Source organism: Paenibacillus sp. FSL H8-0079 (genome assembly GCF_037991315.1).
Taxonomy (GTDB): domain Bacteria; phylum Bacillota; class Bacilli; order Paenibacillales; family Paenibacillaceae; genus Paenibacillus.
In genome coordinates this window covers 5,891,017-5,916,963 of sequence record NZ_CP150300.1, presented here as the reverse complement: position 1 = coordinate 5,916,963, position 25,947 = coordinate 5,891,017, and the positions used below count along the sequence as shown (strand labels likewise).

The 25,947-nt window shown below is 47.6% G+C and carries 20 protein-coding genes; 15 read left to right on the top strand and 5 right to left on the bottom strand.

The window, feature by feature from the left end; all coding sequences use genetic code 11:
* The first annotated feature begins 8 nt into the window (after window positions 1–8).
* The 3 genes from MHI06_RS26550 (at window position 9) to MHI06_RS26540 (ending at window position 3,080) form a co-directional block, all read left to right on the top strand.
* Window positions 9–737: a polymer-forming cytoskeletal protein gene (locus MHI06_RS26550; protein ID WP_340399595.1), complete on the top strand. Its 729-nt coding sequence runs from the start codon at window positions 9–11 to the stop codon at window positions 735–737.
* A 33-nt stretch (window positions 738–770) separates the two neighbouring features.
* Window positions 771–1,454, top strand: coding sequence for a hypothetical protein (locus MHI06_RS26545; protein WP_340399594.1), 684 nt, complete (start codon window positions 771–773; stop codon window positions 1,452–1,454).
* A gap of 72 nt (window positions 1,455–1,526) precedes the next feature.
* Window positions 1,527–3,080 carry an MDR family MFS transporter gene (locus MHI06_RS26540; RefSeq protein WP_340399593.1) on the top strand — a complete coding sequence of 518 codons (1,554 nt, stop codon included), beginning with the start codon at window positions 1,527–1,529 and terminating at the stop codon, window positions 3,078–3,080.
* Between the two features lie 208 nt (window positions 3,081–3,288).
* On the opposite strand, the gene MHI06_RS26535 is transcribed toward MHI06_RS26540, so the two are convergent.
* Window positions 3,289–4,722 carry a VanW family protein gene (locus MHI06_RS26535; protein WP_340399592.1) on the bottom strand — a complete coding sequence of 478 codons (1,434 nt, stop codon included), beginning with the start codon at window positions 4,720–4,722 and terminating at the stop codon, window positions 3,289–3,291.
* Window positions 4,723–4,976: 254 nt separating this feature from the next.
* On the opposite strand from MHI06_RS26535, the gene ftsE reads away from it, so the two are divergent.
* The 5 genes from ftsE (at window position 4,977) to MHI06_RS26510 (ending at window position 11,040) form a co-directional block, all read left to right on the top strand.
* Window positions 4,977–5,663 carry a cell division ATP-binding protein FtsE gene (gene ftsE, locus MHI06_RS26530; RefSeq protein WP_024631580.1) on the top strand — a complete coding sequence of 229 codons (687 nt, stop codon included), beginning with the start codon at window positions 4,977–4,979 and terminating at the stop codon, window positions 5,661–5,663.
* Complete coding sequence (gene ftsX, locus MHI06_RS26525; protein WP_169479726.1) at window positions 5,653–6,570, top strand: permease-like cell division protein FtsX; 918 nt, start codon at window positions 5,653–5,655, stop codon at window positions 6,568–6,570. Before ftsE ends, ftsX begins: the two co-directional genes overlap by 11 nt.
* 187 nt (window positions 6,571–6,757) lie before the next feature.
* Window positions 6,758–8,038, top strand: coding sequence for a M23 family metallopeptidase (locus MHI06_RS26520; protein WP_169479725.1), 1,281 nt, complete (start codon window positions 6,758–6,760; stop codon window positions 8,036–8,038).
* Window positions 8,039–8,174: 136 nt separating this feature from the next.
* Complete coding sequence (locus MHI06_RS26515; RefSeq protein WP_169479724.1) at window positions 8,175–9,647, top strand: S41 family peptidase; 1,473 nt, start codon at window positions 8,175–8,177, stop codon at window positions 9,645–9,647.
* A gap of 64 nt (window positions 9,648–9,711) precedes the next feature.
* On the top strand, window positions 9,712–11,040 hold the full coding sequence (locus MHI06_RS26510; protein WP_340399591.1) for a PDZ domain-containing protein: 1,329 nt from the start codon (window positions 9,712–9,714) through the stop codon (window positions 11,038–11,040).
* Window positions 11,041–11,132: 92 nt separating this feature from the next.
* Here the strand turns inward: MHI06_RS26510 and MHI06_RS26505 are convergent, their stop codons facing one another.
* Together MHI06_RS26505 and MHI06_RS26500 are read right to left on the bottom strand one after the other, a co-directional pair.
* Window positions 11,133–11,822 carry a response regulator transcription factor gene (locus MHI06_RS26505; RefSeq protein ID WP_340399590.1) on the bottom strand — a complete coding sequence of 230 codons (690 nt, stop codon included), beginning with the start codon at window positions 11,820–11,822 and terminating at the stop codon, window positions 11,133–11,135.
* A 20-nt stretch (window positions 11,823–11,842) separates the two neighbouring features.
* The gene (locus MHI06_RS26500; protein WP_340399589.1) at window positions 11,843–13,054 is read right to left on the bottom strand and encodes a sensor histidine kinase; all 1,212 of its coding nucleotides are present in this window, start codon (window positions 13,052–13,054) and stop codon (window positions 11,843–11,845) included.
* 210 nt (window positions 13,055–13,264) lie between these two features.
* On the opposite strand from MHI06_RS26500, the gene MHI06_RS26495 reads away from it, so the two are divergent.
* Genes MHI06_RS26495 through MHI06_RS26485 form a run of 3 tightly spaced genes read left to right on the top strand, consistent with a single transcriptional unit; the run spans window position 13,265 to window position 16,580 of the window.
* Window positions 13,265–14,200, top strand: a complete 936-nt coding sequence (locus MHI06_RS26495; protein ID WP_340399588.1) for an ABC transporter ATP-binding protein — start codon at window positions 13,265–13,267, stop codon at window positions 14,198–14,200.
* Window positions 14,201–14,212: 12 nt separating this feature from the next.
* Window positions 14,213–15,409, top strand: coding sequence for an ABC transporter permease (locus tag MHI06_RS26490; protein ID WP_340399587.1), 1,197 nt, complete (start codon window positions 14,213–14,215; stop codon window positions 15,407–15,409).
* Window positions 15,402–16,580 (top strand): ABC transporter permease, encoded by a 1,179-nt coding sequence (locus MHI06_RS26485; RefSeq protein WP_340399586.1) that lies wholly within the window; start codon window positions 15,402–15,404, stop codon window positions 16,578–16,580. The genes MHI06_RS26490 and MHI06_RS26485 overlap by 8 nt, the downstream gene beginning before the upstream one ends.
* Window positions 16,581–16,682: 102 nt before the next feature.
* On the opposite strand, the gene MHI06_RS26480 is transcribed toward MHI06_RS26485, so the two are convergent.
* Entirely contained in the window at window positions 16,683–17,507 is an 825-nt protein-coding gene (locus tag MHI06_RS26480) for a flagellar motor protein MotB (RefSeq protein ID WP_340399584.1), read from the bottom strand.
* Window positions 17,491–18,288, bottom strand: coding sequence for a flagellar motor protein (locus MHI06_RS26475; protein WP_340399583.1), 798 nt, complete (start codon window positions 18,286–18,288; stop codon window positions 17,491–17,493). Before MHI06_RS26475 ends, MHI06_RS26480 begins: the two co-directional genes overlap by 17 nt.
* A 169-nt stretch (window positions 18,289–18,457) precedes the next feature.
* Here MHI06_RS26475 and uvrB point away from each other — a divergent pair, with 169 nt between their 5' ends.
* The 4 genes from uvrB (at window position 18,458) to MHI06_RS26455 (ending at window position 25,901) form a co-directional block, all read left to right on the top strand.
* Entirely contained in the window at window positions 18,458–20,449 is a 1,992-nt protein-coding gene (gene uvrB / locus MHI06_RS26470) for an excinuclease ABC subunit UvrB (protein ID WP_169479716.1), read from the top strand.
* A 597-nt stretch (window positions 20,450–21,046) separates the two neighbouring features.
* Window positions 21,047–23,905: an excinuclease ABC subunit UvrA gene (uvrA, locus tag MHI06_RS26465; protein WP_169479715.1), complete on the top strand. Its 2,859-nt coding sequence runs from the start codon at window positions 21,047–21,049 to the stop codon at window positions 23,903–23,905.
* A gap of 339 nt (window positions 23,906–24,244) precedes the next feature.
* Complete coding sequence (locus MHI06_RS26460) at window positions 24,245–24,457, top strand: hypothetical protein (RefSeq protein ID WP_017692026.1); 213 nt, start codon at window positions 24,245–24,247, stop codon at window positions 24,455–24,457.
* Between the two features lie 277 nt (window positions 24,458–24,734).
* Window positions 24,735–25,901 carry a trypsin-like peptidase domain-containing protein gene (locus MHI06_RS26455; RefSeq protein WP_340399582.1) on the top strand — a complete coding sequence of 389 codons (1,167 nt, stop codon included), beginning with the start codon at window positions 24,735–24,737 and terminating at the stop codon, window positions 25,899–25,901.
* The last annotated feature ends 46 nt before the right edge of the window (window positions 25,902–25,947 follow it).

Below are 25,947 nucleotides of genomic sequence, written 5' to 3'. Positions count from 1 at the left end.
GATCATCTATGGAAGAGCGGAATAAGCGGAATGATCTGAATGTGGCGGGCATAAGTCAGACGGCAGGCGGGAATTTTCACCGTGTATCTATTGATGGCATGGCTAAGGTGAACGGCAACCTGGACTGCACCTCTATGGAAGTGAATGGAACATTGAAGATGCACGGCGCTTTGACCTCCGAGAGTGCAGCGATTAACGGCATGTGCACGTTGAATGGACCTCTGACCAGTTCTCGTGTTCGGGTGGATGGCATGACGACGATTAACGGAAATCTCCATAGCCCTGAACTTGAAGTGAACGGGAAGTGTACCGTACGTGGAAGAGTGGATGGGGAACGAATTGATATTGGCGGCGTGATCGATATTGAAGGCGATGTGCAATGTGAGACTCTTAATGTACAGGGCAATATTAAAATCAGCGGCTTTCTGAATGCGGGAACAGTGGAGATCCGGCTTCACACATCATCTTCAGCTAAAGAGATTGGCGGAGAGCGTATCGATATTCGTCGCAAGGAACAGCAGAATGGCTTTTGGAAAAGTATTGGTCTCGGCGGAACTCCTTCATTTAAGACATCCTTGATTGAGGGGGATGAGATTGTACTGGAAGATACCGAAGCTGATATTGTGCGGGGCAGCAACATTCATATTGGTCGTGGCTGTAACATCAGGCTGGTCGAGTATTCAGGTGAACTTGAGGTAGATCAGGATGCCAAGGTGGGCAGCAGTCAGCGAATTTAAAGTTTCGATATGCATAGAAAGGGATGGGAATGCATGAATAACAATACTGGGCGTTCATTGGACAAAAAAATGGATATCAGCATCGTTGGTGATGGCAGTTCTTCTGGTGGCGTGTACGGCAAGATCAAGGTCGTAGGGGACGCGTCCTTTAACGACAATCTATCTTGTGATCGATTCAAATGTACGGGTACATCGGTCATATACGGATCGCTTGAATCCACAGATATTAAAATTACCGGAACCCTTACCCTGACAGAACGAGCCGCCAGCAGCGATGGTGAGGATGGAATCCAGACTTCTGGCTTGCATGTCAAAGCTGAGCATATAAAAGTGGTAGGTGAACTTCATCTGTCAGGGGATTGTCAGGCGGAAAATATCAGGCTGAACGGGCGTTTGACGATAGCGGGCATGCTTAGCGCTGAACAGATGATACTCAAAATCATGGGTCCATCCGAGGTCAAGGAAATGGGCGGTTCCATCATCTCTGTGAAGAGTGGCCGGTTGAATGACTTGTTTACGGGGAGTAAGTCGATTCTCAAGACACGGATTATCGAAGGTGATGATATTGAATTAGAGAATACGGAGGCCGAGATTGTCCGTGGCGATAAAATAAAAATTGGTCCTGGCTGCCGGATTGGTACAGTGGAATACCGTTCATCTCTGCAAATTCATCCGCAATCGGAAGTTTTGCTGCAAAGCAATCGGTCCTTGGACTGATTAACGCAGACTTCTTTTCGGATATACTAATGCAGTCATATGAATAGAGCGTGAATGGAGAGATTGAGTACTATGGTTGCACGTAAAAACAGTATTGGATTGGTGCTGGCAGGGTTACTGCTGAGCATATTAATGGCTTCGATGGATAATACCATCGTGGCAACAGCTATGGGGGATATTGTCGGGAAGCTGGGTGGGCTCGACAAGTTCGTCTGGGTGACCTCCGCGTACATGGTGGCTGAGATGGCGGGGATGCCGATCTTCGGTAAGCTATCGGATATGTATGGACGGAAGAAGTTTTTTGTGTTTGGTATTATTGTGTTTATGCTTGGCTCAGCACTGTGCGGAACGGCAACGTCTATTGTGGAATTGACGATGTACAGAGCGATTCAAGGTATTGGTGCGGGGGCCCTGGTGCCGATTGCGTTTACGATCATGTTTGATGTGGTTGCACCAGAATCACGCGGTAAACTGGGCGGATTGTTTGGAGCCGTCTTCGGCTTGTCCAGTGTATTTGGACCACTGCTCGGTGCTTACATTACACAGTATGCGACATGGGAATGGGTATTTTATATCAACCTGCCGCTCGGCTTGATTGCATTTGTGTTTATTGCGTTCTTTTATAAAGAATCCCATCAGCATCAATCCCAACAGATCGACTGGCTGGGTGCTGTAACGCTAATCGGTGCAGTTGTGTGTCTGATCTTCGGTCTGGAACTGGGCGGCAAAACGTTTGCATGGGGTTCCTGGCAGATTGTCGGCTTGTTTGCCGGATTTGTAGCACTAGCGCTGCTGTTCCTGTACGCGGAAACGAAAGCCAAGGAACCAATCATCTCCTTCGGCATGTTCCGCAACCGGGTCTACTGGTCCAGTAACGTTATTGGTATGTTCAGTGGTGCGGCGTTCATTACAGCATCCGTGTACATTCCGATCTTCATACAGGGGGTACTCGGTGGTAAAGCGACCAACTCCGGTCTTGTGCTGCTGCCCATGATGCTTGGGTCCGTTGTGACGGCGTCCTTGGGCGGGGTGTTGATGACCAAAATCAAGTATCGTAATATCATGATTCCTACGTTAGCCTTGCTTGTCATTGGACTTGGATTGTTGACTACACTGGATGAGAATTCATCCCTTTGGACGATACGTATCTACATGGTGATGGTTGGTCTGGGTGTCGGTGCTTCGTTCTCCGTACTTAGCAATGCAGCCATGAACGCATTTGAACCGCAAAGACGCGGAGCAGCAAGCTCCACACTTAACTTTTTGCGGTCCCTCGGTATGACGATGGGCATTACGATCTTTGGTATCGTACAGAGCCAGGTATTTACGCGTAAAATGAATGATGCTCTCGCTGGTTCAGCTGCGGAAGCAGGCGGTGCTTCTGCGGGTGGCGTGCCGCAGGGAGTGGATCTGACCGATCCACATGCGCTGCTCTCACCAGAACTCAGACAGGCGATTCCGCCTCAGGTGCTGGATACCATCACACATGCCCTGTCCTCTTCCATCGTGCAGTTATTTGCCTGGGCTGTAATTCCGGCTGCACTCGCGTTGGTCGCTTCCTTCTTCATGGGAAAAGAGAAGATGGTCGTAGGCGAAGAGCAAGGCGAATACACTGGCGGTCACTAATCCGTTGTGCAGTAAACTGTAAGTTACGGTAGTAAAGCTGATTGTAGCTTGATAAAACTCGAATAACTTATCTTGAAAATGTAGAGACACACTTCTCGCTTATCCCCAAAAGGGACATGAAGTGTGTCTTTTTGTTTTCGTAGGATCAGTTTATCCTAGAATGCATGAATTACGGATTGAACTCTTTTGGCTGCTTCAGAAAAGGAGCCTAAGGCTGTTTCGTATCGCTAATCCCGTCCTCGACCACAGAAGGCCCTTGTGGGTCAGGCAGGCTGCTATGACCGGAGCGGGCAATCAGGCGATTCTGAGCTTTGTACGTGTCCCTTGTAATCGTTTTGGATTCGACCACTTTACCGTCCAGCCTCTTGGTTCTTACCGTCTCCACAATATATCCAGGCTGTCCGTCTTGCAGCACCTGCTGTGCACCATCAGGCAGTACAGTACTGGACACATACTTTACCGGAACACTTAATGTTTCAATGGTGCGAGATTCAAGTGCATAGCTGACATTCTCCGGGAATGTGCCGAAAAATTTCACCATCAATTGATGGTTCTTCACCTCTGCATGAATGAGTAAGGATTTTCCTGTATTGTTTTTAAAACGAAAGTTGATGGCGCCTGAGGCAAAGGTAGCATCCAGTCCTTTCGGCAAATATTTGACCGGCAGGGAATGGTTGCGACGCTCAATAATGTCTAGGCCGGTCAACAGCGCTGCGTTATACACCGTACTGGACACTTGACAGATTCCCCCGCCAATTCCTGGCGTCAGTCTTCCGTTTACAATGACTGGGGCCTCACGAAACCCGTAATCTTTCTCCGCTTTACGGACGACCTTCTCATAATCGAACACGGCATTCGGTGGCAAAATCATACCATTAATCGCTTCCGCCGCTGCGCTGACATTATGTATCCGGCCTTCACTACTATTGCCAAGACCCGTAGAGAACTGGATGATCTTCCGGTCAATACCTTCCTCACGCAGCGAATCAAGGGTTACTTTTGGTTTCAGCGTATACAGTGGTATCTGGATCAGCAATGGGGCGGGTTTCTCATCCGGGTTCAGTACATTGAAATCCCGTTTCAGCTTGGTTTGAATGAGATTTGTGAGTGTATCCCAATCAATCCGGCGGACGCCTTTTTCCGGGATATACTGGACTTTGTCACTTACGGTAATGCGGCGAACAGCGTTCGCAGGTGTACCGAAGGTTTCTTTTTCCCAGGCAGGGCTGAGGTGTTCTTGGAGTGGTCGTAAATCGTAACTCATATCCAGAGAGAACTCTTTCGGAAAATGATAACGTGCATAAGCGCGTTCCCATATATCTCCTTCCTCAAGCTCTTTTATAGCGGACTTGAAGCCGTTAACGTTGTAGTTTACACCCACCTGAGCTGTGCTGTACGTCATCGTCTTGGGGTCAGGTTCGGTCAACTCAAGAGTGACAGGCCAGTCCTCGAGCTTTTTGATCTTCTCCTCCAGTTCATGCAGTACATCCTTATGGTTCTTCTCTTCCACCGGTATGCCGCCAACATGAACGTCTTTGGGCAGGGCAGGCTGATTCACGTACATATACAACAATCCATAGGACGCGGAGCCGATCAAGAGGATGGAGAATAGAACAATGACCGTCAGATGTATTTTTTTCATAACCGTACGCTCCTTTATACTTCAGTTGTTCCCGACTTTGTAACACTTTCTATATATATGATCCAATGCAGGAAAACTTTCGGGTACTCAATAGGTAACAAATTTGTTACAATAAACTTCATATGAATCCATGCTTCACCATCAAAACAGGAATGACGTGGATTTTTTCCTGATGAAATTCAGGTCTTTTTAAAGGAAATGCCGGGATTGTGTCGAAATGATAATGGCTAACTATGCGAGCAGGAAGTGATGATGTGATAGAAATGCAGGACGTGTGGAAGACCTACGCCAATGGGACCCACGCATTACAAGGGGTGTCGGTGAAGATCGACCGCAATGAATTTGTCTATATCGTCGGTCCGTCCGGCGCAGGCAAATCGACATTTATGAAATTGATGTACAGAGAAGAAGTTCCGACCAAAGGACAAATATCCATTAACGGATTTAATATTGGTAAGTTAAAGCCAAGAAAGATTCCTTATGTACGTCGTAACATCGGCGTGGTGTTCCAGGATTTTCGTCTGCTGCCACGGATGACCGCATTTGAGAATGTGGCATTTGCGATGGAAGTTATCGAAGCGCCGAAGCGGCATATCAAGAAACGAGTCATGGAAGTACTCGACTTGGTGGGACTGCGCAGCAAAGCAAATCGTGAACCTTCACAGCTCTCAGGCGGGGAACAGCAACGTATTGCCATTGCACGGGCCATCGTCAATAACCCATCGGTTATTATCGCGGATGAGCCTACAGGGAACCTCGATCCAGAGACGTCCTGGGGCATTATGCAACTGCTGGATGAGATTAATTTCCGAGGAACAACCATTGTTATGGCGACTCACAACAAAGATATCGTAAACACGATGCGTAAACGGGTAATTGCCATTGAACGTGGACAGATTGTACGGGATCAGATGAGAGGGGAATACGGTTATGAATTTTAGTACTCTCTTGCGCCATCTGCGGGAGGGATTCAAAAACGTATTCCGCAACGGCTGGATGTCTGTAGCCTCCATCATGTCCATCATTGTGTCGCTGTTGATTCTTGGCGTGTTCATGTTGCTGGTGCTCAATGTGAACTCCATGGCGAATCAGGTTGATAGCCAGGTGGAGATTAGCGCGTTCCTTGAACTGAATGTGGACGAGAACCTGCGTAACACACTGGAGCAAGAAATCAGCGCGATGCCTGAAGTAAGTGAGATTCGTTTTGTTTCTAAGGAAGAAGGACTGCAGGAGTTCCGTGAACGTCTTGGGGAGAGTGCAGATAATGTGCTTAGCGGTTTCGATGTGGACAACAATCCACTGCCGGAGACCATTGAAGTTGAGGTCATTGAACCGGAAACCGTCACTTTTGTGGCGCAAAAAATCGAAGCCCTGAACGAAAAACACCCAGAGAAGCCGATCATGAAAGTGAACTACGGCAAGGAAACGGTGGAAGTGTTGTTCAAATTTACGAAACTGGTCCGTAATATCGGATTTATTTTTGTCGGGGGACTGGGTCTGATGTCCATGTTCCTGATCTCGAATACGATTCGCGTAACAATTCTGGCCCGTCGCCGGGAGATCGGCATTATGAAGCTGGTCGGCGCAACCAACACCTTTATTCGTTGGCCTTTCTTTATTGAAGGTGCACTCATTGGATTTATTGGCTCGGTTATTACGGTTGGGGTGCTGTTCTTTGGATACAGCCAGTTGATGAACACGATTGGTCAGGATGTATTCATGCAGATGCTTAACTTGATTCCGCTCGGCGAAATCTGGTTGCTGTTTGGAACACTGTTGATCGGACTCGGTGTGCTGGTAGGTATTTTGGGAAGTACACTGTCCATTCGCAAATCACTCAACGTTTAATTTTGTTTTGATCGATCGAATTGCAGAATATGTCGAAAAGAATGGTAAAGCAGGTTCATTAATGGACGCTGTTTGACGATATGTAGGAAAGACGGAGTCTTTTAAGTTGGAAGAAAGCAAAGAACATGCTGTTCACCACCTGTGCAGGTTGCTTTCTTGTGAAATCATAGGATGGGGGATCATCATTTTGAAAAAAACCGCTTCACTGCTGGCCCTAACGTTATTGGCCGGTATGACGCTTCAACCTTCTGACGGATATGCCAAGAGTAGCATCAGCGATATTGACCAGCAGATTCAGCAACTGGAGAACAAGGCAGCTACTGCCAAGCAGGAGCAGAAAAAAGCTGCTTCTAACAAAAAGGAAGCCCAGCATTATAAGAACAAAACCAATGCTTATCTGAAGGTTGTTATGGAACAGATCAATGTCGTTAGTGATGAACTGGCCAGCGTATCCTTGCAGATCGAGAACACGGAAGAAGATCTCCGTACAACCAAGAAAGACCTGCAAGCGGCAGAAGAACGTATTGTTGCAAGGGAGAAACTTTTGGAGTCACGCGTGCGTCTGATGTATACGGACGGTGCTGTATCCTATCTGGATGTATTGTTGTCCTCCACCAGCTTCACTGACTTTCTGACTCGTGCGGATTCACTCAAAACGATCGTGGATCAGGATCAGCATCTGCTGGATGAGCACAAAGCGGACAAGCAACTCGTTGTGGACAAAAAGGCAGAACTGGATGTGCAATATGCAGAAGCCAAGAGCCTGTATTCACAGAAGAAACAGCGCAAGTCCCAATTGAATGAAAAAGAAGCGGAAAAGCAAGTGCTTCTCGCTTCATATGATGCTAAGATTGAAGAATCAGAAGAGCTGACACAAGAGCAAGAAGATGTATTGATGCAGATTGCCAGCAAACGTTCAGCACTTCTACAAGAGAAAAATAAATTGCGTGAACAACAGGCAGCAGCCGCAGCCAAAGCAAAAGCCGCAGCAGCAGCTCGGGCGAAAGCAGCAGCCAAGACGCCAACCAGAGTCAGCTCGGATAGCAGCAGTGAGGTCACGTATTCATCAGGTAATGGTATCTTCTCAAGACCGGTATCTGGCGGACGTATTTCTTCTCCATTCGGTCCCCGTACCCACCCAATTACGGGTGTAGTGGGTAAGATGCATAACGGTGTTGATTTCGCTGTGCCTGTGGGATCCTCTGTACATGCTGCCTCCGGCGGAATTGTAATCATGGCTGAATGGTATAGCGGTTATGGCTATACGGTTATTGTGGACCATGGTGGCGGACTATGGACGTTATATGGTCACTTGCGCGAAGGTGGATTTAAAGTCAGCAAGGGCGACACCGTGAGCAAAGGTGATACCATTGCTGAGTCAGGAAATACAGGAAACTCTACTGGACCTCACTTGCACTTTGAAGTACGAGATAATGGTACAGCAGTCAATCCAATGAACTATTTGTAATTTCCTCATCTACAGACCGAATGGAAAAAACATATTCCGTACAAGCTAGACATATACTAAGCTGGCATGTTTAGGGAATGGATTCTGGCAACAATGGAATCTGACACGCTTCAAAACTAAAGGCGGTGACAAACGGATGATGAAGAAAAGATCGGCGCTACTGCTTGTCATTGTGGGTCTCCTTGGCGGTAGTTTACTAACCCTGGTATTAATGACTTATCCGGGAATAGCGAGCCAGGCCACACCGGGTGAAGGTTTGCTGGCCAGTGTAACCGGCAATACGCAGCAGAAGAACGATTTGAAGAAGATTGAAACCGCGATGGATTTGATCTCAAGCAACTATTATAAAGACGTAGATCAGACCAAATTGATTGACGGTGCGATCAACGGCATGATGGAATCCCTTGGTGATCCGTACTCCAACTATATGGGGCAGGAAACAGCTGCTCAGTTTGAAGAGTCGATCGAAGGTTCATTTACCGGTATTGGTGCAGAGGTGTCCTCGCAGGATGGAAACGTCGTTGTTGTTTCCCCGATCAAAGGATCACCTGCCGAGAAAGCGGGTATTCGTGCGAAAGACATGATTATGTCTGTAAACGGTGAATCCCTGCAAGGTTTGGAACTGAACAAGGCTGTTAACAAAATCAGAGGTCCAAAGGGCAGTGAAGCGAAGGTACAAGTCAAACGTGCTGGATCTTCAGAACTGATTGAATTTGTTATTGTACGGGACGACATTGATCTGGAGACCGTATATGCTCACATGGAGGATGGCGGAATTGGCGTTATTGCCATTACCCAATTCTCTCTCAATACAGGCGATCGCTTTAAGGAAGAATTGGCGAAGCTTGAGAAGCAGAACATGAAAGGTCTGGTCATCGACGTACGGAATGACCCAGGCGGTGTACTGCAAGTTGTCATTGATATTGCTGAGCAATTTGTTCCTAAAGGCAAGGTTATTGTGCAAGTCGAAGACAAGAACGGCAAAAAGGAACAAAGTAAATCCAATGGATCAGCGAAAGCTTATCCAGTCACGGTCCTGATGAACAAAGGTAGCGCAAGTGCCTCGGAGATTTTGGCCGGTGCATTGCAACAGTCAGCAGGCGCTAAGCTGATCGGTGAAAACTCCTTTGGTAAAGGAACCGTACAGACGAGTTATGACAAACAAATGGGTGACGGCAGCTTGCTGAAGATTACCATTGCCAAGTGGCTCACTCCGAACGGGGACTGGATTCATGAAAAAGGAATCAAACCGGATATTGCGGTAGACCAACCGGATTATTTCTCGGTGGCACCGATTAATAAAGAGAAGTTACCACTGAAATATGACAGCAATAGCACGGATGTGAAAAGTGCGCAGACGATGCTGAGAGGACTCGATTTCAAACCGGATCGTGTGGACGGATACTACGACCAGCAGACAGAAGAAGCGGTCAAGGCATTCCAGAAGCAAAAAGGCATTCAGGCTACAGGCCAGATTGATGAGAAAACCGCTGAATCACTGGAAGCGGCTCTGATTGAACGCATTGCCAATCCTCAATATGATGCACAGCTGAAACGCGCGATCGAAAATGTCTCAAAGGATATTTCGTCCGCAGTGTCGAAGCCATAAAGAAGGCTGATTTTCAGCCTTCTTTTTTTCTGAACCGGCTGAAGGAGAGGGGTGACCGACCACAATGGAATGGGTATGGCCGTGGTTAACTACATTAGGAGAAGCTTTGTTGCAGTTGTTTATTCAGCCGTTTTATTATATTGCGGTGATCCTGATTGCGCTGATCTATCATCGTCAGTTACTACAGGAGCGTAAATTGTTTCATGTCCGTTTGCAAAGCTCGATAACACAGACGATTCGTGCGGTGCTCGGAGGCATACTCATCGGTACCATTGTCTCAATCGTGTCCCTATTTCTCGGTGCACATCTTACGCTGGGAAGTCTCATATGCATATGGGCTGCAACCTTAGTTCTATCCTTGTTCCGTATCCGGTATCTGTGCTTTGCTTACGCAGCTGGATTACTGGGTGTATTGCAATTTGGTTTGAATCTGGCTTCAGGCTGGCAGCCATCCAGTTGGATGGGCAGTATCACAGAGACGCTACGTGCTCTGGATATGCCTGCATTGCTTGTCTTGGCAGCCCTTCTACATATGGGTGAAGCCCTGTTAGTACGTATGCAGGGGGTATCGATGGCATCACCGCTTCTCTTCGAGGGAAAACGTGGGAAGCTGGTTGGCGGATATCAACTGCAACAGTTCTGGGCCATTCCCCTACTGATTCTTGTTCCCGTCACAGGAGGTGGCGCGGAGCTGGCATGGAATCCACTTATGAATGCAGGACATAGTTATATGCTGGTTGCGTTGCCCATCATGCTCGGATTTGGTGAGATAACGCAGAGTATGCTTCCTGGACAGAAGGTGCAGATCACATCCAAGCGGTTGATGCTTTATGGGACAACCTTGCTTGTCTTCAGTTTACTTGCTGCATGGTGGTCTCCGCTCATGTTGGTTGCTGCGCTGATTGCATTTATTGGACATGAATTTCTGGTATGGTACAGCGCGTTTGAAGAGCAAAATCGCAGTCCGGTATTTGTTCATCCGCAGCATGGGTTGAAAGTATTGGCTGTTATTCCGGAGAGTCCTGCTGCAGATTTGGGGATTGAAGCAGGAGAGACGTTGTACAAGGTGAATGGTAAGTTGGTTCATTCACCGGAAGAATTGCATCGCGCTCTGCGGATGAATCCAGCTTTTTGCAAGCTTGAGGTGCGTAATCACCAAGGAGAAAGCAAGTTCATGCAACGAGCGATTTATGAAGGGGAGCATCATCAGCTGGGTGTCATTATGGCACCGGACAATCACGAGGTATGGGCGATTCGTTTACGTCCACTGACGCTGTTCCATATCATTAATCTCAAACTGTTTGCCCGCTTGAAAAAACCACAAAGGGACGAAGCCCCATTAGCGTTACCGCCAGCCCCTGTGGCCAGTGATAAAGGGTCCGTGGAGATGTAACTAGCATACGTGATGAAGTATGTTTGCATAATCAAGCAATGAAAAAAAGGTATTTCTCAGCGCCGTCACAGGCAAAGGAAATACCTTTTTTGTTATTTTTTCAACATAAAGATGGCGATTTGGGTCCGATCACGCAAGCTCAGCTTGCCGAGAATATCCGTGACGTAGTTTTTGACCGTGCCTTCGCTGAGGAACAGTTTGGCGGCAATTTCCTTATTGGATAGCCCCTCCGATATGGCTTCGGCAACCGCCAGCTCCATACGCGTCAGTCCAGAGGCTTCGATTGAATTCTGTGTCTGGGGAATTGTAGCAGGACGAAGGAGTCCTGTTAGCTTGCGAGCAATATCCGGATGGATTAACATATCGCCATTATGTACGGTCTTGATGCCTTGAATGATCCGCTCAGGGGGGACGTTTTTGAGCAAATAACCACTTGCGCCATTCTGCAATGCCTGAATAATATACTCATCGTCGTCAAACGTAGTCAGCATGAGCACCTGGATTTCAGGAAAACGTGCCTTGATAAGTTGTGTACCTTCGACTCCATCACATTCCGGCATCCGAATATCCATCAACACCACGTCCGCAGGCGTTCCTGCTTCAAGCAATGCCAGCGCTTCCTGTCCATTTGAGGCTGTGCCTGTAACACGAATGCCGGAGCCCAGTCCGAGCAGCACTTTAAGGCTCTCACGAATGAAGTAATCATCGTCTGCGAGAATCAGCCGAATAAGTTGAGGGTGAGCTGTATCACTTTTTTGATTTACATCATTCTGTTCGGACATGAGAACATTCACTTCCTTTTTCAGAGTATATCTATTTGGTTCGTTATTGGAATGCGTGTAATTACCGTATACGGAAAAGCCGATTGAATCTCCAAGACTCCTCCTACCATTTGTGTGCGTAGACGCATGCCTTCCTGTCCTATGCCACTTCCCTTAGAGGAATGAGGATTGATTTTGCCATCATTACTTACGCTCATAGAGACTTCCTGATCCCTGAATACCAACTCCACTGTGATCGAAGAAGCATTTCCGTGTCGTAGCGCATTGGTCAGGGCTTCTTTGGCATTTTTGTAGAAAACAATCTGTATGCTGGGATACAGCATATGAGATGGGCCATGAACTTCATAATGTGTCTTCATACCGGTATCTCTGCCCACTTCTTCAAGGAGACGATCCAGTGCGTAGGCATTGGATACATAGGAATCCGGCTGCAATTTATGCAGTGTGCTGCGCATATCATCCATACTGGTGGCCAATTGATCACGAATCAGTCTCACCATTTCCGTTCCCTTTTCCTGATCTAGGGGGAGAGTCAGCAGGGCGGCTTCCGACATCATTTTGGTGCGAATCAGTCGATGCCCGATATCGTCATGAAGCTGTCTTGAGATACGGGTGCGCTCCTCTGCCTGAGCCGCTCCTTCAAGTTGCTTTGTAAATAACAGCAGCTGCGCACGCGCTTCTTGTAGCTCGTAATGTTTGCTGCGAAGCTCGTCATAGACTTGTTCCAGTTGTCCTCGGCTGCTAGCCGATCTTGATCCCTGCCAGGACAGAGCCGCTGTGATGATCAGAAGCAGGTTGCCAAGAACCATCGCAGTTGTCTCTGCGGAGAATAGAGTAGCCTCGTTTGTATACTGTGTAGTTAACCATGGTTGCAATGCCTGTGGAGTAGAATAATGCCAATGCAATGCGATATTGCTTGCCACAAGCTGACTTCCAAACATCAACCACCGCTGGGTCCCCTCCAGTCTGTACATATACACGTAGAGCACCGATAAAGAGAGGAAAAACATAAATGGTCCAAACAAAGCGATCAGCCAGCAGCTCCAGAATATTTGGGCCAGAAGCAACAGCCACTGCTGTGCACTTGAACGGATGAAATCTTTCCACACGGAGAGTCCAAGTGCAATGATGATATAGAGGGTGTAGACGTCGTCGTTTTCCAAGGGTAGCATCAACAGGTACAGCACTGCTGGAACGATAATTAACCCGTATTGCAGAAACCGCATCGGCATATGGTTGTGACATCCTTTATATAAAAGTGGAGTAGAAAATCTCTCGGTAATGCGCCCTTGATTATACCATAAGCAGCATTCGAATCAGGAGATGACTTAAGTCACCTTCGATTCATGACTTTTCGTACCTTCGCTACAGATTACGATCCGTTACAATAAAATTATGAAATCCAGCGGCGAAGGCCGAAACGGAAAAGGGGCGTAAAAGGGATGGGCATACTTGAAGTGGATCATGTCGTAAAACGATACGGTAGCAGGCTGTCAGTGGATCACTTGAACCTTAGTGTTGGCAAAGGCGAAATTTTTGGATTACTCGGTCCCAATGGAGCAGGGAAAAGTACCACCATCAGTATGATTGCAGGGCTCCTGAATATGGATCAGGGTGAAATCAGATTAGATGGGATATCGGTCAAGGAGCGACCGCTTGAAGTGAAGCGTAAGATCGGACTGGTTCCGCAGGATCTGGCTTTATACGAAACGATGACGGCTGCGGAGAATGTGACTTTTTTCGCCCGGTTATATGGATTGCGTGGAAAATTGCTTAAGGAGAGGGTACAGGAGTCCCTTGAATTTGTAGGGTTGCAGGATAAAGCAAAGGATGCCCCCTCGACCTTCTCCGGCGGTATGAAACGCAGGCTAAACATCGCATGTGCGATTACACATCGTCCGGATCTAATTATTATGGATGAACCGACAGTCGGCATTGATCCGCAATCCCGGAATCATATCCTTGAATCAGTACGCACACTCAATAAGATGGGTTCAACGATCATATATACAAGTCATTACATGGAGGAAGTAGCCGCGATTAGTCACCGGGTTGCGATTATGGATCAGGGACGAATCATTGCCTGTGGGACTGAAGCAGAGCTGAGAGAACGGGTAGCATCGGAGGAAAAAGTAGTGCTCTCCACTTGCGGTATCGGTCCCGACGTCGTGGAAGAACTGAAACTTCACCCCCGCGTACGGATGGTAGACGTATCAGAGAATACACTGACCATTACGTTGCCTTCGGCACAGCAGGATCTCCAGGATCTGCTCTTCATTTGCAGCAAACATGAAGTATCCATTCATTCGCTCAAGGTGGAAGAGCCGGATCTGGAAACGTTGTTCCTCAATCTGACCGGGCGTACGCTTCGGGACTAGGGGGAGCACGAGATGAATATATGGCATATTTGCATCTTTGAATTGAGACGTATTCTTAAGATTCGATCTGTAGTGTTGAACCTGTTCATTCTGCCGTTATTATTGATTTTCATATTGGGCACGGCGCTTTCCAGTACGATGGGTACGGCGGATGATGTTATTCCAGATATTGTACGTGTGGGAATCATCCATTTGAGTACGGAATCAGGCGGAGCATCAAGTACGGTTAATCAAGCACTGGATACATTCGTGAATTCCCCGGCGGTAACTGAGATGGTTAAGGTGGAGAACTTTACGACAGAAGAAGAGGCGGTCCATTTGCTGCGTACCGGCAAGCTGGACTTTGCTGTAATGATTCCTTTGGATTTTGAGCAGAACATGATGATGGGGAAAGAGGCCCGGTTACAGTGGATTCGAGGAAAGGACAACACACTTAATACGTTGGGTGAAACGTTGTTCACACGTTTTACGGATGAATTGAACCGACAGATGGCGATCACCAAAGTCCTCGGTCCGGAAGTGATTGCTACCATGACCTCTTCCTCGGAGTCTGGTGCGGCGAATTCTACCACCATTGCTGTCACTAATCCTGGAAAGACAGGTACGGCTTATAGTGCCTCCCAATACTATGCAGCTTCCATGCTGGCGATGTTCATGTTGTACTCAGGTATGACAACCAGTACCAGCCTTTTTGGAGAGCGTGATAACAGTACATTAATTCGCCTTCAGGCTGCGCCTATAGGCAATGGGGTTATTTTCGCTGGCAAAATTCTAGGCAATAGTCTGCTCGCTTTCTTGCAAGCAACGACGATTATCCTTATGACATATTGGCTCTACGGTGTGGATTGGGGAACCCATCCTTGGTATATTGTGCTGACTTGTGTATTCATCACATTGGCATCTATGACCCTTGGCGTGATTGTCGCATTGGTATGCAAAAGCACAGCATCAGCCAGTGCAACCTTACAAGGTATCATCGTTGCCATGACATTCATTAGCGGTGGATTCATGCCCATTCCGATTGATTTTGTACAACGGATTAGTGAATTTACGGTTAACCACTGGGCGCTCCAGAGTTTTCTGAGAATGATGCTGGATGCACCTGTAGGAGAGATTGTATACAGCATTCTGATGCTAGGCGTAGTATGTGCTGTATTACTGTTTATCTCAGGATTGATCTATAGAAAGGCAGGATACCGATATGAATAGTCTACACATCGCCTGGTTGATGATCAGACGTACACTTGGCCGTAAAATGGGCTTCATTACGTTTCTGCTTCTGCCTTGCCTGGTGGTTACGGGAGCAGTTGCTCTTTTTGGAAGTGAGCAGAGTACACGGACGGTCATTCCCTATGTCAATGAGGATACAGGGGGAGCAGGGACATGGATGATTCACGAACTTGCTGGCAAAGAGGAGTATCTGCTCAAGCCAATGAACAACGAAGCAGAAGTTAAGGAAGTTATCGCTCAGCAAAAAGGAAGTTCAGGCATCATCATTCCCGCACATTATACGGAGGATCTCTTACAAGGTAAGGCAACCGAAATCCAACTGGTGGAACTGCGTATAAGCGAGGATTCCTATACACTACGAGCGGCGGTTGAAGGTTTGACGAGCGGATTGCAACAATCTGCTTCAGCTGTTACGGTGGCGGCAGGTCGAGTCTCAAGTGAGCCTGACATAGTGGAGAGCACACAGAAGCCGTTTGAACTGTTATTACAGGAGATAGGCAAGCAACAGGTTGCTGGTGAAGTCACTGATCTGCAGATCTATCCCAAGCCAGGCCTGAACAATGTGACTGGATTTACAATCATGTTTATGATGGGTCTGCTGACCAGTGCAGTGGCTGTGATCATGGAAGATCGCAGGAAACGCACGATGGCCAGGGTATATACGGCGCCCGTTCGTGCATATGAGATTGCGCTTGGCAATTTCCTGGGTAGCTTTGTCATTGGCATGATTCAGATTGTTCTGGTTTTGGGAGTCAGCAGGTGGCTACTGCATTATGATGCCGGCATTCCTTTTGGAATTCATTTCATGATCTTGGCAGCGTTCATGCTGGTCTCCATGGGCATCGCAAGTACCGTGGCAGGATTGATCCGTAATTCAAAAAATGCGAATATGTTGAATTCCCTTATTATTATGCCAACTTGCATGATAGGTGGTTGTTTCTGGCCGATCTCGTTCATGCCTGACTACATGCAAAAGCTCGCCAACTTTGTTCCACAGAAATGGGCGATTCAGGCGGTGGAAACGATCTCCGCTGGCGGTACGTTATCGGATATTACACTGCCACTATTGATTTTGTTCGGAATGGCTGCCATTTTGTTGACCGTAGGCTCAGCGATTCTACGTCCCAGTCAGCCAGGTGTGGATGCATAAGGCAATACGACATAAAAGAAAGCACGCTCTGCTGAATTGAATTCAGTTAGAGCGTGCTCTTTTTGCTTATAAGTATTGATGCATTATGCGAAATGTTGAAAATTAAGGTTGGAGCTGGCGCAATACAGTAATTTCAACTCGACGGTTCTTTTGTCTGCCAGTCGGTGTGGTGTTGTCACCCGTTGGGCGGGTATCTGCATACCCGGCATATTGGAAGCCATCAGGGTTGAGCTTCTCTGTATCCAGAAAGAATCGCAATACAGACAGTGCGCGTTCCCCGGAAAGCTGCCAGTTATCGGTATAGGCGGAGTTTGCCCCCACAGGAACATTATCGGTGTGACCCTCAATGCTGACAACGGTGTTCAAATCACGGAACAGGCTGGCAAGCTTACTAAGCGTTGGTGCTGCACCATCCTTTAGAGCGGCCTGTCCCTGGTCAAAAAGGAAACGATCACTTAGGGTAATGGAGAGGCCCTGTGGCTTGTCCGCAACAAAAATCTGATTTTCCAGTTTATTATCCTCGATATATTGGGTAATCACATTGAACAGATTTTGCAGTTCCTGCTCTTGTGATCTAAATTGCTCTTCCCGCTCTGTGAGAGGCTTGTTGTCATCTTCTGGCGTAACAGTCCCGGAATCGGGAGGCGTTCCTTCACCCTGAACCTCGGATGGTGGGGTCTCTATAATCGTCTGTCCCGGTTTCTCACCGAGCCCCTCACCAAGCTCTAGTACAGAGTCTGACGCGTTGAATGTATTTTGTAAGGATTGAGTAACGACGTCATATTTACCGGAATCCAGATTGCTCATGGCGTACATGATGACAAAAAAGATCAAAAGCAGGGTAATGAGATCGGCATAAGTAATCATCCAGCGATCCCGATGATCGACAGTTTCACGTTTTCCGCGCCTTTTACTGCGCCGACTCATCCAATCCCTCCTTTGCTAGAGGGCGTATGTGCTGACGATGCGTGAGGGTGAAGGACTCCAGTCTTTTGCGTACAAGCTGGGGATTCTCACCGTTCTGAATGGCAAGGACACCTTCGAGAAGCATTTCCATGGTCTGCACTTCGTCGGCACCTCTGGATTTGATCTTGGAGGCAATGGGCAAAAAGATAAGATTGGCACTGGCGACCCCATACAGGGTTGCGGTAAAGGCAACAGCAATGGCAGGTCCGAGTCCGGTTGGATCGGTCAAACTGCCAAGTACCTGAATAAGTCCCATCACGGTTCCGATGATCCCCATGGTTGGTGCGTACCCACCAGCGGATTCGAATATTTTGGCATATCCATCATGTTTTTGTTCAATTGAGTCAATCTCCATCTCCAGGATCTGGCGAACCACATCCTGATCGGTACCATCGACAACCATCTGAATACCGTCTTGCAAAAATGGATGCGGATGATCCATAACCTTGCGTTCCAATGCAAGCACACCTGAACGGCGCGCAATGGAAGACATCTCGACCAGTTCTTCAACCCACAAGTCTGATTCATTATTGTTACGTCCAAAAGCCATACGCAGGGCAGCTGGAATCGTACGCAGACGATGCGCTGGGAAACTGGCAACCACAGCAGCAATCGTTCCACCGAATACAATTAAAGCAGCCGTTTTTTGCATGAGACCGGACAATTGACCGCCTTCCCACAAAAAACCGCTAATGACTGCGGCAATTCCGGCAATAATACCGATAAGTGTCGCAATATCCATAAATTAACCCACTCCTATCTTCATTTCACGTTTGCATCACTAAAACGAACGAGGTATAATTAAACGGGAACAAATATTCCTATTACTATAAGTTTTCCCATATGAAAATTCGGGGAACTTCGACAATATATAGTGACTATTATTTTAGACGATAGGGTGAGATACGGCAATGAGCGATATTATAATGAGCGACAAAACGTTCGAAATCGAGTCAGAGTTTTCTCCCCAAGGTGATCAGCCTGCAGCCATTAAAGAATTGGTGAAGGGTGTTCAGGAGGGGAAAAGGTATCAGACTCTGCTGGGTGCAACGGGTACGGGTAAGACATTCACCATTGCACAGACCATAGCTCAGCTGCAACGGCCAACGCTGATTATTGCGCACAATAAAACGCTGGCAGCGCAGCTGGCAAGTGAGTTCAAAGATTTTTTTCCTAACAACATGGTTGAGTATTTCGTCAGTTATTACGATTATTTTCAGCCAGAAGCATATATTCCTTCCTCCGATACGTATATCGAGAAGGATTCAAGTATTAATGAAGAGATCGACAAACTGCGGCATGCAGCGACAAGTTCGTTGTTTGAGCGCAGGGATGTCATCATTGTAGCGAGTGTATCCTGTATTTATGGTTTGGGTTCACCGCATTCGTATTCCAGCATGTTGCTGTCACTCCGGGTAGGCATGGAGAAACCACGTAATCAGATTTTATCCCGACTGGTAGAGATCCAGTATCAACGTAACGATATTAACTTTGTGCGGGGTACATTCCGTGTCCGTGGGGATGTTGTGGAGATCTTCCCTGCCTCCAAGGGCGAACATGCGATTCGGGTTGAATTGTTCGGTGATGAGATCGAGAAAATTACGGAGATCGACGTATTAACCGGTGAACTGATTGGCGAACGTGAACATATTGCCATCTTCCCGGCGTCTCACTTTGTAACGCAAGAAGAGACGATGAAGGTTGCGCTGGTGAACATTGAGCGTGAACTGGAAGAGCGTCTTGAAGCGTTGCGTGAACAGGGGAAATTGCTGGAGGCTCAGCGACTGGAGCAGCGCACACGATACGATATCGAGATGATGAAGGAAGTCGGATTCTGTTCGGGGATTGAGAACTATTCCGGTCCGCTGACTTTCCGCGAACGCGGCGATACGCCATATACACTGATGGATTACTTTCCGGATGACATGTTGATCGTGGTCGATGAGTCTCATGTGACCCTGCCACAGATCCGTGCGATGTACAATGGTGACCAAGCGCGGAAGACGGTATTGGTTGAGCATGGTTTCCGTCTGCCGTCAGCGCTGGATAATCGTCCACTCAAATTCGATGAGTTCGAAGGCAAGATGGATCAGATCATCTATGTATCGGCCACACCAGGCCCTTATGAGATAGAGCATACCGATACGATGGTTCAACAGATTATCCGTCCAACCGGTCTGCTTGATCCAATCATTGAACTTCGTCCAACGAAGGGACAGATCGATGACTTGATCGGTGAGATTAACGACCGGATTGCCAAAGACGAGCGTGTGTTGATTACAACATTAACGAAGAAGATGTCTGAGGACCTGACGGATTATCTGAAAGAGATTGGAATCAAGGTACGTTACCTGCATTCCGAGATCAAAACGTTGGAACGGATGGCGATTTTACGTGATTTAAGGTTGGGCGTTTTCCATGTGCTAATCGGAATCAACTTGCTCCGGGAAGGTCTGGATCTGCCCGAAGTATCCTTGGTAGCCATATTGGATGCCGATAAAGAAGGATTCCTGCGTTCCGAGCGTTCACTAATCCAAACGATTGGCCGTGCAGCACGGAACAGCGAGGGTCGCGTTATTCTATACGGTGATAAAGTAACCGATTCGATGGATAAGGCGATTAAGGAAACCGAACGTCGTCGTGAGATTCAGATCGAGTACAACGAGAAGCATGGAATTACACCACAGACGATTCGCAAAAAAGTGCGTGATGTGATTGAGGCAACCAAGGTTGCTGAATCCAAGAAAGACTACCTCACAGGCGCTGCCGAGAAGATGTCGAAGAAAGATCGGCAGGCGCTTATTCAGCGCCTCGAGGTAGAGATGAAAGATGCAGCCAAAAACCTGCAGTTTGAGCGTGCTGCCGAGCTTCGCGATGCGTTGCTGGAACTTCGCGCTGAATAAGGTACAGCTCATTCATATGATCCAGTAAAGAGATATCTGTAACAAGAGAACGGCCAATTGGCCGTTCTCTTGTTGAGTAAGGAAATCATCTATATCTACCGATAATAAGAGATGTTGAAATCTTGGAATCAGGTCTATACTGATAGAAAAGTTGAAATTGGTTAAAAGGTTTATAGGAAAGCATTTGGGAGTCGTGTCCCCCTGAGAGCTGAGAGCATCCCGGTCTCGAACTTGGAGCCGAGCCAAAGGCAATGGCGACCTTGTCGCGAACGTGGCGAAGCCGAGAGCGTTCCGGTGTTGACCTTGGAGCCGAGCCGAAGGCAATGGCGACTTGTCGCGATCAATGCGAAGCCGAGAGCGTCCCCTCGCAGTAGAGCGGCCACATAAGGTTCCGGCAATGAGCCGGAACCTTATGTGGAGCCGCGGGCACACGACCACCCTTCACATAGCAAGACCCGACTCCTCACCATTGCACCGCTTTTTTCGGGTGTCCAGAGGGCTGCGCCCTATGGGGCCCTCCCTTGGAAGGGAGGGTTTGGGAGGGATCGAAAAGCCTTTAAAAAGGTTTGGATTAACACACTGAGAGGATGAATACTATTGGCGAGCGATAACATTGTCATTAAAGGCGCACGAGCGCATAACCTGAAGAACATCGACATTACGATCCCGCGTGACCGCTTTGTTGTATTGACCGGCCTGAGTGGCTCAGGCAAGTCCTCGCTGGCTTTTGACACCATCTATGCCGAAGGACAGCGACGTTATGTCGAATCATTGTCAGCTTATGCACGGCAGTTTCTGGGACAGATGGAGAAACCGGACGTTGATTCCATCGAAGGATTATCTCCTGCCATTTCAATAGATCAGAAAACAACAAGCCGTAACCCACGTTCCACGGTAGGAACCGTGACGGAAATTTATGATTATCTGCGTCTGTTATTTGCACGTGTGGGTCATCCGCATTGTCCAGACCATGGCGTGGAGATCAGCTCCCAGACCGTAGAACAAATGGTTGACCGCATTATGCAATACCCAGAGCGTACCCGGTTGCAGATCTTGGCACCTATTATCTCTGGCCGTAAGGGCGAGCATAAAAGTGTATTTGCCGATGTGTCCAAGCAGGGCTTTGTCCGTGTACGGGTGAACGGGGAACTGCGTGACCTGTCAGAAGATATCCAATTGGAGAAAAACAAGAAGCATACGATTGAAGTGGTCGTTGACCGGATCGTCGTTAAAGATGATGTACAGGCGCGTTTGGCTGACTCCATTGAAACGGCACTTAATTTGTCCGGCGGACAACTACTCGTGGACATTATGGGTCAAGAAGAGCTACGCTTCAGTTCTAACTTTGCCTGCCCGGTGTGCGGATTCAGTATTGAAGAGTTGGCGCCGCGGATGTTCTCATTCAATAGTCCCTTCGGAGCTTGCCCGGATTGTGATGGACTGGGTGTCAAAATGATCGTTGACCCTGATCTGCTCGTACCAGATCGCAGCAAGACGATTGAAGATGGTGCTTTTGATGCCTGGACAGGTGGAACATCCACCTATTATCCGCAGTTCCTGAAGTCAGTATGTGAGCACTTCAACATTCCGCAAAATGTACCTGTCGAAGATCTGCCAGCTGAGCAGATGAACAAGTTGTTGCAGGGTACAGGTACAGAGAAAATCCGTTTCCGCTATGAGAATGATTTTGGACAACGGAAGGAAGCGCTGGTTACCTTTGAAGGTATCGTGAATAACCTGGAGCGTCGTTACCGGGATACAGCATCTGAAGGTATCCGTGAATTTATTGAAGGTTACATGAGTGCAAAGCCTTGTGGTACATGTAAAGGTCAGCGTCTGAAACGCGAGAGTCTTGCGGTTACGATCAATGATCATAACATGGCGTATGTGACTAGTTTGTCCATTGGTGAAGCTGGTCGATTCTTCGATACATTGGAATTGTCGGAGAAAGAGCAGACGATTGCCAAGCTTATTCTGAAAGAAATCAACAGCCGTCTCGGCTTCCTGGTGAATGTTGGTCTGGATTACCTTACGCTGAGTCGTGCTGCCGGAACATTATCTGGTGGAGAAGCGCAGCGGATCAGACTGGCCACACAGATTGGTTCCAGCCTGATGGGTGTACTATATATTCTGGATGAGCCGAGTATCGGTCTGCATCAACGGGATAATGACCGCCTGATCTCCACACTTGCGCATATGCGGGATATTGGTAATACTCTGATCGTGGTTGAACATGATGAGGATACGATGATGGCTGCCGACTATATTATTGATATTGGCCCAGGTGCAGGTATCCACGGAGGTACCATCATGTCACAGGGTACACCGGAAGAGATCATGAACGATGAGAACTCGTTAACCGGTCAATATCTGAGTGGTCGCAAATTTATTCCAATTCGTGCAGAACGTAGAAGTGTAGGAGACCGCTGGCTGGAAGTACGCGGAGCCAAAGAAAATAACCTGAAAAATCTGAATGTGAAGATTCCTGTGGGTGTGTTTACTGCGGTAACGGGTGTGTCCGGTTCAGGTAAATCCACATTGATCAATGAGATCCTGTACAAAACGCTGGCACGTGATCTGAACCGTGCTCGGGTACGTCCGGGTCAGCATAAAGAGATTCGTGGTCTGGAGCATATCGATAAAGTCATCGATATTGATCAGTCGCCAATCGGGCGGACACCACGTTCCAACCCGGCTACGTACACAGGTGTCTTTGATGATATCCGGGATTTGTTTGCTCAGACGAATGAAGCCAAAGTACGTGGATACAAGAAAGGCCGGTTCAGCTTTAACATCAAAGGTGGACGTTGTGAAGCCTGCCGTGGAGACGGCATTATCAAGATCGAGATGCACTTCTTGCCTGACGTCTATGTCCCTTGTGAAGTCTGCAAAGGTAAACGATATAACCGGGAAACGCTTGAAGTGAAATATAAAAACAGAAACATTTCCGATGTGTTGGAAATGACGGTTGAAGATGCAACCCAGTTCTTCGAGAACATTCCGAAGATCCATCGCAAAATGCAGACGCTGATGGATGTGGGTCTGGGATACATCAATCTGGGACAACCTGCAACCACATTGTCCGGTGGCGAGGCCCAGCGGGTGAAGCTCGCTTCCGAGTTGTATCGCCGCAGTACGGGGAAAACCATCTACATCCTCGATGAGCCGACAACCGGTTTGCATGTCGATGATATCGACCGTTTGCTAACTGTATTGCACCGTCTGGTTGATTCTGGGGAATCGGTGCTAGTGATCGAACATAACCTGGATGTGATCAAAACGGCAGACTATGTTGTCGATCTGGGCCCAGAAGGCGGTAGCGGTGGAGGAACCATTGTTGCAACTGGAACACCTGAGGATATCATTAAAGTGGAAGCTTCCTATACAGGCAAGTACTTGAAGCCAGTTCTGGAGCGGGATACCGAGCGGAGTAAGGCACTGCAATTGGTGGACTAAGTCCTTGTAGTCAGAGATTATTGAACAATTAACGATATTGACTAGGCCCTTCTTTTCGAGAAGTGTGAGACATTGGATTACGATCTGATGTGCTCTGCTTCCGACAGAAAGGGTTTTATTTTTATGGGATATGTAGGAGGTTTCCCTGTACTATTTTGTTTTCGTGAAAGTGTTTACATATATGTTGGGACAAGCATTGCAGGAATATTCGACCAAATTGGATTTTTTTCATTTTTATGGATGATAGGGCTTGCATTACAAGCAGGGTACAGATAACATAGAGGAAGATATTAGGGTATGCGTTAGCTGTTCAACTATGGTGAGGAGGTCTGTCTATCCATGCTGTTTGCAGAAGCTGCCACGGCGAGTACATCGAATTTTAATGCATTTGATATTTTTGTCATCTTATTTACGATCCTGATTTTCATCGGAGTCGTTCGCCTCCTTCGGGCACCGAAGAAGAATCTGTTTGCGATCGGATTTGCAGTAGTCAGCCTACTGGTATTTCTGATGACAGACTATGCGATGATAACCGGTTGGTTTGCTCAGTAGGAATGCTGCTAAAGTGAATGGAATTTAAGCCAATAGTGGTACAAATGAACACTTTCCAGAGAGACATGGGGGGTGTTTTTTTCATTTCGTTTGAACGATTGAAGAGGATTCTATCTTCTCTACCAAAATAGGGACTTAAAACAATTGTATATCCAGATTCTGTATGATACATTGAGGGATACCGGAATTGCAGATGAGAGAAAGAGAGAATAGATTCAGCGATGAATCCGATGTCGAGTCGCGCAAGAAGGATGTATAGAGAGGGTCAGGTGAGAATATGAGCGTGTTGGGTAAAAAGGGGATAGCCATACTGATGGCTGCTGTACTCTCAATCAGTGTAGCGGCAACGGTTGGTGCGGCTGAATCCAAAACGGCAATGCAAGCGAAGGTGGTAGATGGTCAAGTCTATGTGAACACCAAGGATCTGGTCAAGGCATTTGGTGGAAGTGGACAATATGATGCCAAATCCGGAACGTACACGTACAAGGGAAATGAAGCCATTCCCAAAGTGATCGAAAAGGTGTCTCCTTCGGTCGTAGGCATTATTGGGAAATCTACCGAAGTGCAGGAAGGTGCATCATCAGATGACCGCTATAATCTTGCACATGGTACAGGGGTCATCATTCGTTCCAACGGATGGATCGTGACGAATGCCCACGTGGTCGACGGATTAGTGAATCCGGTGGTCGTAACGACGGATGGCAATACATACAAAATTACGAAAACATACAGTGATGCACTAAGTGATCTGGCGTTAATCAAAATCAATGCCAAAGCACTTAAACCGGCGAGCTTCGCCAAAGCTTCACAAACCTCTGTTGGCGAGACGGTAATCGCCATAGGTACACCGATTTCCTTTTCATTGCGCAACTCGGCAACGGTAGGGGTAATTAGCGGCTTGAATCGTGGTGTTGAGGCGACCTACCGGTTGATTCAGACTGATACGGCCATTAACCCAGGGAATAGCGGAGGACCGCTGGTCAACCTGAAGGGTGAAGTGGTCGGTATTAACTCGATGAAATTCTCTGCGGTCGGCGTAGAAAGCTTGGGATTTTCGATTCCGGTGGATACCGTTCAATATATCATCGATCAGTTTTTTAAATATGGCAAAATAAAACGTGCGAGTCTGGGGCTACAGCTGGAAGAAAGCTGGTCTGCTATTGTGGGATTGCCTACAGATGATCCATTAACGATTACGGGCATACTGTCTCCTGAAGCGAAGAAAGCCAAAATCAAAGAGGGCGATGTCATCTATAGTGTGGCTGGCACACGTGTGTCCTCTGTCGTGGATATCAATGAGTTGCTCAAAACGTATCTGCCTGGGCAAAAGGTAAAGCTGTTGATGCAAACGGATGGCGATATCGTAACCCGTACGCTAGTACTTGCTGATCGCGCAGACATTCAGGACGAGGAAGATGAAGCGTTCCTTGCAGATGATGAATAATATAGCCCGGCGATCAACCCGGATGGAGAGAGGACGAAAGAACGGA

Excerpts from the sequence above, each read along its gene's own strand:
- MHI06_RS26550 (WP_340399595.1), top strand. The coding sequence starts at position 9 with ATGGAAGAGCGGAATAAGCGGAATGATCTGAATGTGGCGGGCATAAGT.
- MHI06_RS26545 (WP_340399594.1), top strand. The coding sequence starts at position 771 with ATGAATAACAATACTGGGCGTTCATTGGACAAAAAAATGGATATCAGC.
- MHI06_RS26540 (WP_340399593.1), top strand. The coding sequence starts at position 1,527 with ATGGTTGCACGTAAAAACAGTATTGGATTGGTGCTGGCAGGGTTACTG.
- MHI06_RS26535 (WP_340399592.1), bottom strand. The coding sequence starts at position 4,722 with ATGAAAAAAATACATCTGACGGTCATTGTTCTATTCTCCATCCTCTTG.
- ftsX (WP_169479726.1), top strand. The coding sequence starts at position 5,653 with ATGAATTTTAGTACTCTCTTGCGCCATCTGCGGGAGGGATTCAAAAAC.
- MHI06_RS26515 (WP_169479724.1), top strand. The coding sequence starts at position 8,175 with ATGATGAAGAAAAGATCGGCGCTACTGCTTGTCATTGTGGGTCTCCTT.
- MHI06_RS26510 (WP_340399591.1), top strand. The coding sequence starts at position 9,712 with ATGGAATGGGTATGGCCGTGGTTAACTACATTAGGAGAAGCTTTGTTG.
- MHI06_RS26505 (WP_340399590.1), bottom strand. The coding sequence starts at position 11,822 with ATGTCCGAACAGAATGATGTAAATCAAAAAAGTGATACAGCTCACCCT.
- MHI06_RS26500 (WP_340399589.1), bottom strand. The coding sequence starts at position 13,054 with ATGCCGATGCGGTTTCTGCAATACGGGTTAATTATCGTTCCAGCAGTG.
- MHI06_RS26495 (WP_340399588.1), top strand. The coding sequence starts at position 13,265 with ATGGGCATACTTGAAGTGGATCATGTCGTAAAACGATACGGTAGCAGG.
- MHI06_RS26490 (WP_340399587.1), top strand. The coding sequence starts at position 14,213 with ATGAATATATGGCATATTTGCATCTTTGAATTGAGACGTATTCTTAAG.
- MHI06_RS26485 (WP_340399586.1), top strand. The coding sequence starts at position 15,402 with ATGAATAGTCTACACATCGCCTGGTTGATGATCAGACGTACACTTGGC.
- MHI06_RS26480 (WP_340399584.1), bottom strand. The coding sequence starts at position 17,507 with ATGAGTCGGCGCAGTAAAAGGCGCGGAAAACGTGAAACTGTCGATCAT.
- MHI06_RS26475 (WP_340399583.1), bottom strand. The coding sequence starts at position 18,288 with ATGGATATTGCGACACTTATCGGTATTATTGCCGGAATTGCCGCAGTC.
- uvrB (WP_169479716.1), top strand. The coding sequence starts at position 18,458 with ATGAGCGATATTATAATGAGCGACAAAACGTTCGAAATCGAGTCAGAG.
- MHI06_RS26460 (WP_017692026.1), top strand. The coding sequence starts at position 24,245 with ATGCTGTTTGCAGAAGCTGCCACGGCGAGTACATCGAATTTTAATGCA.
- MHI06_RS26455 (WP_340399582.1), top strand. The coding sequence starts at position 24,735 with ATGAGCGTGTTGGGTAAAAAGGGGATAGCCATACTGATGGCTGCTGTA.